The organism is Methylobacterium sp. A54F (assembly GCF_053346035.1).
Genome location: NZ_JBKFBF010000223.1, coordinates 1 through 281 on the forward strand (window position 1 = coordinate 1; position 281 = coordinate 281).

The window sequence follows — 281 nt, forward strand, 5'->3', positions numbered from 1 at the left end:
GGACGGCATCTTGGTGACGCCGTTGATGGGCGCGCCGTGGCGCACCCGCTCCTGGAACCAGGTGTCGCCCTCCTGGCCCTTCTCCAGGTAGCGCAGGTCCGGCGCGAGGCCGCCCGAGATCACCTGAAGGCCGTGGCAGCGCGCGCAGTTCTGGTTGTAGCCGGAATCGCCGAGCGCCACCGCCTTGGCGTTGCCCCGGTAGGGGTTCTCGGGGCGCCAGTCGGCGCCGAGGGGGTCGAGGCCGTCCGTGTTCACGGGCTGGGGCTGCACGTCGCCCTGGC

1 protein-coding gene is annotated in these 281 nt (G+C 72.6%); it reads right to left on the reverse strand.

Annotated elements, in window-relative coordinates; genetic code table 11:
- Nucleotides 1-281 (reverse strand): cytochrome c-550 PedF (gene pedF, locus ACLBXP_RS26045; protein WP_447670673.1); only part of this gene is annotated, 281 nt, incomplete at both ends.